Source organism: Acinetobacter sp. UBA3132, assembly GCF_002364825.1.
In the GTDB taxonomy this organism is placed as follows: domain Bacteria; phylum Pseudomonadota; class Gammaproteobacteria; order Pseudomonadales; family Moraxellaceae; genus Acinetobacter; species Acinetobacter schindleri.
Genome location: NZ_DEZM01000004.1, coordinates 1 through 5234, shown reverse-complemented (window position 1 = coordinate 5234; position 5234 = coordinate 1). Strand labels below are relative to the sequence as shown.

Annotated in this window: 5 protein-coding genes and 1 riboswitch; of the genes, 2 read left to right on the top strand and 3 right to left on the bottom strand. The window is 43.8% G+C overall.

Features of this window, described 5'->3' with window-relative positions:
• A partial coding sequence (locus tag B4033_RS00135) for a DUF2157 domain-containing protein (protein ID WP_286830990.1) occupies positions 1 to 1798 on the bottom strand: 1798 nt, incomplete at its 3' end.
• Positions 1799 to 1968: 170 nt separating this feature from the next.
• A riboswitch (FMN riboswitch) is annotated at positions 1969 to 2123 on the top strand.
• 106 nt (positions 2124 to 2229) lie between these two features.
• Between B4033_RS00135 and ribB the strand changes: the two genes are divergently transcribed.
• A complete protein-coding gene (gene ribB / locus B4033_RS00130; protein ID WP_004814903.1) occupies positions 2230 to 2889 on the top strand; it encodes a 3,4-dihydroxy-2-butanone-4-phosphate synthase in 660 nt (219 codons plus the stop codon).
• A gap of 65 nt (positions 2890 to 2954) precedes the next feature.
• Here the strand turns inward: ribB and B4033_RS00125 are convergent, their stop codons facing one another.
• Positions 2955 to 3566 (bottom strand): LysE family translocator, encoded by a 612-nt coding sequence (locus B4033_RS00125; RefSeq protein ID WP_286830986.1) that lies wholly within the window; start codon positions 3564 to 3566, stop codon positions 2955 to 2957.
• Positions 3567 to 3611: 45 nt separating this feature from the next.
• Positions 3612 to 4100: a DUF1289 domain-containing protein gene (locus B4033_RS00120; protein WP_005222926.1), complete on the bottom strand. Its 489-nt coding sequence runs from the start codon at positions 4098 to 4100 to the stop codon at positions 3612 to 3614.
• A 188-nt stretch (positions 4101 to 4288) separates the two neighbouring features.
• On the opposite strand from B4033_RS00120, the gene B4033_RS00115 reads away from it, so the two are divergent.
• Positions 4289 to 5221 (top strand): rhodanese-related sulfurtransferase, encoded by a 933-nt coding sequence (locus B4033_RS00115; RefSeq protein WP_286830983.1) that lies wholly within the window; start codon positions 4289 to 4291, stop codon positions 5219 to 5221.
• Positions 5222 to 5234 lie beyond the last annotated feature (13 nt).

Genomic DNA, 5234 nt, shown 5'->3' with positions numbered 1-5234 from the left:
TTTCCTCCTGACCAGATCTAATCCTTACCTGCTTTAAGCCATAGCCCATGCACCAAACCATGAGACCTGAGATGAAAATCGTGAGGCTGTTTACCAGCAAGCTCAGCCCCAGATTGTAATACAGCATCCATAACCAAAAGATCAGCAATAAAATCGATAGGGCTTGAATCATTCGTTGCTGATAGACTACAGCCCAAGCCATGAGCAGCATAATGATAAAAATTTCAAAATAGCCCAGCAGGATCAGTAATAAACCCAGAACCGGAATTAACCACAGCCATTTTTCAGAAAATTGTTGCCAGTTTTGCCAAATAAAACTGAACAACAATAAGCTCGGAAGAATATAAAATAGCAAGACTTGCTCAAAGCTGATCTGTCCGATGCTCTGCCAATGCTCCAATCCAGTTAGCGCCTGAACCACCGCTGAACCTGTCAGCATGGCGATCATCCAGAGAAAGATACTTTTCTGATAATGCGAAGATTGCCAATAACGAGCTGTTAGGAATAGTCCGATGAAAATGACATAGTTCAAGCTGAGTATGATACTGATCACCATGTCATCATGTTTAAAAGAATTTTCCAAGATCAGAACCACGATTGCTAATGCATGCGTAATCAGCAGCTGTAGGGTCAGAATAGACCAGTGCATCCGTTTGATTACAGCAAGCCCCAGCATTAGTAATTGTAACAGCCAGACTACAACCATACTGTCGGTGAGCAGTTCTGTATGAATTAAAACTGCTGCCTGACCACAGATCCACAAGCAATACGCAAACTGGTGCATAAAAACTGAAGCCTGCTGACCCAGCAGTTGCCAGGCAATACCTATAAAAATAATCCCCATTAAGATCGAAAATGCTTCCCAGTAAGTCAGTAACAGGACTGCAAGAATAATCCCGGAAATCCAGGCACCGAGTGCCAGAGGAATCACGGAGAATTTGGTTTCTGGAAAAATTCTATTTAAAGCAAAACTAATTAAGGCAAACCAGCCAAAAATCAGCACAGCTAGCACAAATAGTCCAGTAGCTGAATTGGTCAGTTGATTTTCAACCAGTTCAAATACCCAGAAGCTCACACTGGCAGCCAAACCTGCAATGAGAAGAATGGCTTCTAGCGCCTGATGTTTCCTATAAAAATAAAATGCGGCACCTGTCGGCAAAATAACTGAAGAAGCTAAATAGATCAGCTTAGAGTGATGGATAAACTGCATCATGCTGCTGATCGAAATCACGATCACAAATGTGATAAACAGAAAACGTAGCAGCGAGTAATAGCGCATGGCATACGCAAAGCTAAGTACGGTCAGCAAATTTAGACCAAATAAATACAGCCCTTCTGCTCTTCCCATCCAGGAGCTTTGCTTAAAATACAGATACAACGTCAGCTGGCTCACTACGCAAAGCATGATAAAAATGCCAATATTGGAGTGATAGAGCCATGGTAAGAGCAAGGCTGACCAGAGCAGAAATAACAGATAACTATCTGCGCCAGTTTGATAAATCTGCCCAATCACTGCCAGACTTAAACCCAGCATGAGACCAGATACTGTATCCAGACTCTGTCTCACCCATTCCTGCTGGTCGAAGTAAATACTTGCTACTGCACTACAGAATAAAATCAGCATCGGGATTGCCAGCTGAACCGGATCCGGTAGCATCCACCAGTTCGCTGCCATTAAATACAGCAAACTGACCGTGATGAGTGCCAAGCCCAAGATTTTTAAATAACGTAGTACTTCTACATTGCAGAACAGCAAGGGCGAAAATTGATTATTTCGAATCAGTTCAGTTTTATGCATTGTTAGAATGATTGAAGGATTTCTAATCTTCCTCACACCATAGCATGTTTCCGCTATTTTGCTAAAAACCTGGGTAATTCAGATTATCTGTTTTGTTTATCTAAAATTCTGCAAATTACTTTCCATTTCAACCATCCCATTTTTTTAAAATCAGGACTATAATGATCCTACATCGCTTCAGGGCGGGGTGTGATTCCCCACCGGTGGTAATTTCAGCTTGTTATAATCAGGCTTGAATCAGCCCACGAGCGGTCAATTTCGATTGATCTGCAGATCTGGTGCAAATCCAGAGCCGACGGTATAGTCCGGATGAAAGAAGACGAAAGCAGCACCAAGGCTGTATGCCGTGCATACACCTGTTTTTGCTATAAGCCTATTTTCACTCAGTCCTGAAATGTTCAATCATATTTTTACTTTAGGTGAGCATTTCAATGTCAAGTTTGATTCAACCCGAAATTTTCTTTTCTGCTTTAGCCCCTGCTGAACAACGTATCCTTCAGGCACTCGAAGATCTCCGCCAAGGCAAACCTGTCCTGGTCATGGATGATTTTGACCGTGAAAATGAAGCCGATCTGATTGTGGCAGCTGAAACTTTAACTGTAGAAACCATGGCGCGTATGATTCGTGATGGTTCAGGCATCGTTTGCTTATGTCTGACCGATGAGCTGGCAAATCATTTAGAGTTGCCACCAATGGTACAAGATAACTCTAGTCAGTTTAAAACTGCCTTTACTGTAAGTATCGAAGCAGCAGAGGGTGTAACAACCGGTGTTTCTGCCAAAGACCGCACGACTACAATTAAAACAGCGATTAAAGACGGGGCAGTTGCCAGTGATCTGAATCGTCCTGGTCATGTATTCCCATTACGCGCCCGTGAAGGTGGTGTCTTAACCCGGCGTGGTCATACTGAAGGTACTATTGACCTTGCGCGTCTGGCTGGTTTAAAACCTGCCGGCGTGTTGTGTGAACTGACTAATCCGGATGGCAGCATGGCTTCTGGTATTCAGGTTCTGTCATATGCACAGACGCATCAACTAATCGTAATTACTATTGACGAACTGGTAAAGTATCGCCAGCAACACAATATATAAGTCTATTTAAAAAGAAAATCCCGGCATTTGGTTCGGGATTTTTTGTGTCATGTATATTGATTGAATTAACTGAAGATGGAATAAATTCCATACAGTGCAACCATTAACAAGATCAAGCCGCATAGCCCCAGTAAATGCGGATAAAGCTGAGACCCAGATAATCGCTGAAACCCCAGATACACCAGTGACAGGGTGAGGAAGTCCAGAACAATCCAGCTAATTGTCAGAATCACCAAGCTTAAATCGAGGTTTGGGCTAATGCCTATAAATTGCGGGAAAAAGGCGGCAAAGAAAATAATATCCTTGGGATTAGAAATACCTACCAGAAAACCGGTACGAAAGCCGCCCTGTACGGGCTGCAGGTTTTGTGGTCCAGTTGATCCCTGCCCTTGCCAGACTTCCCTGAAAATCTGAATTCCCAGCCAGGCAATATACAAACAGCCAAGTAGCTTAATGCCATTCAGCCAACTTTCGTTAACAACCAGAAGACCTTTTAGACTGAGAATGGATAAACCAATCAGAACCAGTGAGGCAAAGTTAGTCCCGAAAATAGTCTGCAAGGCATGCTTATAGCCGCCTTTGAGCCCGGCACTAGCGACCAGTAACATTACTGGCCCGGGTGTCGCGATCATGATTACTACGGCCAGACAATACAGCAGATATTCGGTAATATTCACCCCATTCCTCCTTGTCTAATATAGTCAGTATAAAAAAAAGAGGACCTACTCGTCCTCTTCTTCCATCTGGATCAGATGCTGACTCATCCCATCAGCACGCAAGAATGCCAGATCATAACTGGCTTTTGCCAATGCCAATACTCGACGTTCAAATTCATCCCAAATCGGACGTACCTGTTTGTAATGAATGCCTAGGCCACTCTCATCAGTCAAATGCCGGTTTTTTTCACACAATTTTAATGCATGATAGAGCTTACGCCCTTTACTGGCATCATCACGCAACCGCACCCGCTTGGACAATACAAATTTCTCGACATGGGCCATATCTGCCAGAGGCAGCATCGGGACTAGAATCTGATCAAGTTGAGCATCCAGACGTTGCCATACTGCGTTATGCTGTTCAGCCGTATAGGTATTCCACTGAATCACTTCATGATTAAAACGGCGACAACCGCGACATACCGCATCACCAAATACGGTCGAGCAACGCCCTGCACATGGGGTTAAAGATGCAATACGACGATCTGAACTCAAAACTTACTCCAACATTGCTGATCATTTCAGCACAGGCAGGTCTGTAATAATACCGGGTCGGGCAAGACTATACACGCTCTCCTGCATGAATTGAAGTCCCTATAAATGCTATGGGTTTTACTCGCATAATCATGCAAATCACGTTAAAATGTGCGCCTTTCAAATATCATGCTACGTTGGAGTATTCCATGAACGCTACTGTAGAACAGCTTGCACCTGTAGAACAGCAAGCGACGACTGGTTGGGTTGTTGCCGCACTTTATCAATTTAAGGAAGTTCAAGACCCCGCAGGTCTTCAGCAACGCCTCCTTGACCTGGTAAAAACCATCGACCTTTGCGGTACTCTAATTGTGGCAGGCGAAGGCATTAACGGTACCGTTGCAGGTAACCGTAAAGCCATCGACAAAGTACATCAGTTCCTTCTAAACGAAGGCTTCAACGAAATGGAATACAAGGAGTCTCATAGCTCTGACAAGCCATTCCGTAAAATGAAGATCAAACTGAAGAAAGAAATCGTGACGTTAGGGGTACCTGTTAAGCCACGTGATCTTGTCGGTCATTACCTTGATCCTGAAGAATGGAACGAGCTGATTGCGCGTGATGACGTGATTCTGGTCGATACCCGTAATGACTACGAATACAAGGCCGGTACATTTAAGGGTGCGATTGACCCGAAAACTGAAACTTTCCGCGAATTCCCGGAATACGTAAAACAGAATCTGGAACAGCACAAAGACAAGAAAATTGCCATGTTCTGTACAGGCGGGATCCGCTGTGAAAAATCAACCTCTTTACTTCTTCAAGAAGGCTTTACTGAGGTTTATCATCTGAAAGGTGGTATTTTGAAATACCTGGAAGAAACCCCACCCGAAGAGAGCCTGTGGGAAGGTGAATGTTTCGTATTTGATGGTCGTACTGCCGTGACTCATGGTATGGAAGAAGGTCAAAATACTAAATGTCATGCATGTGGCTGGCCGCTAACTCCGGAGGAAGCAGCATTACCAAGCTATGAACACGGTGTATCTTGTGTGTACTGTATTGACAAAACAACTGAGAAGCAAAAAGAAGGCTTCCGTATGCGCCAGTCACAAATCCTCGCTGCAAAACGTAAACGTTTATAATGTGTAGAATGTA

Excerpts from the sequence above, each read along its gene's own strand:
- ribB (WP_004814903.1), top strand. The coding sequence starts at position 2,230 with ATGTCAAGTTTGATTCAACCCGAAATTTTCTTTTCTGCTTTAGCCCCT.
- B4033_RS00115 (WP_286830983.1), top strand. The coding sequence starts at position 4,289 with ATGAACGCTACTGTAGAACAGCTTGCACCTGTAGAACAGCAAGCGACG.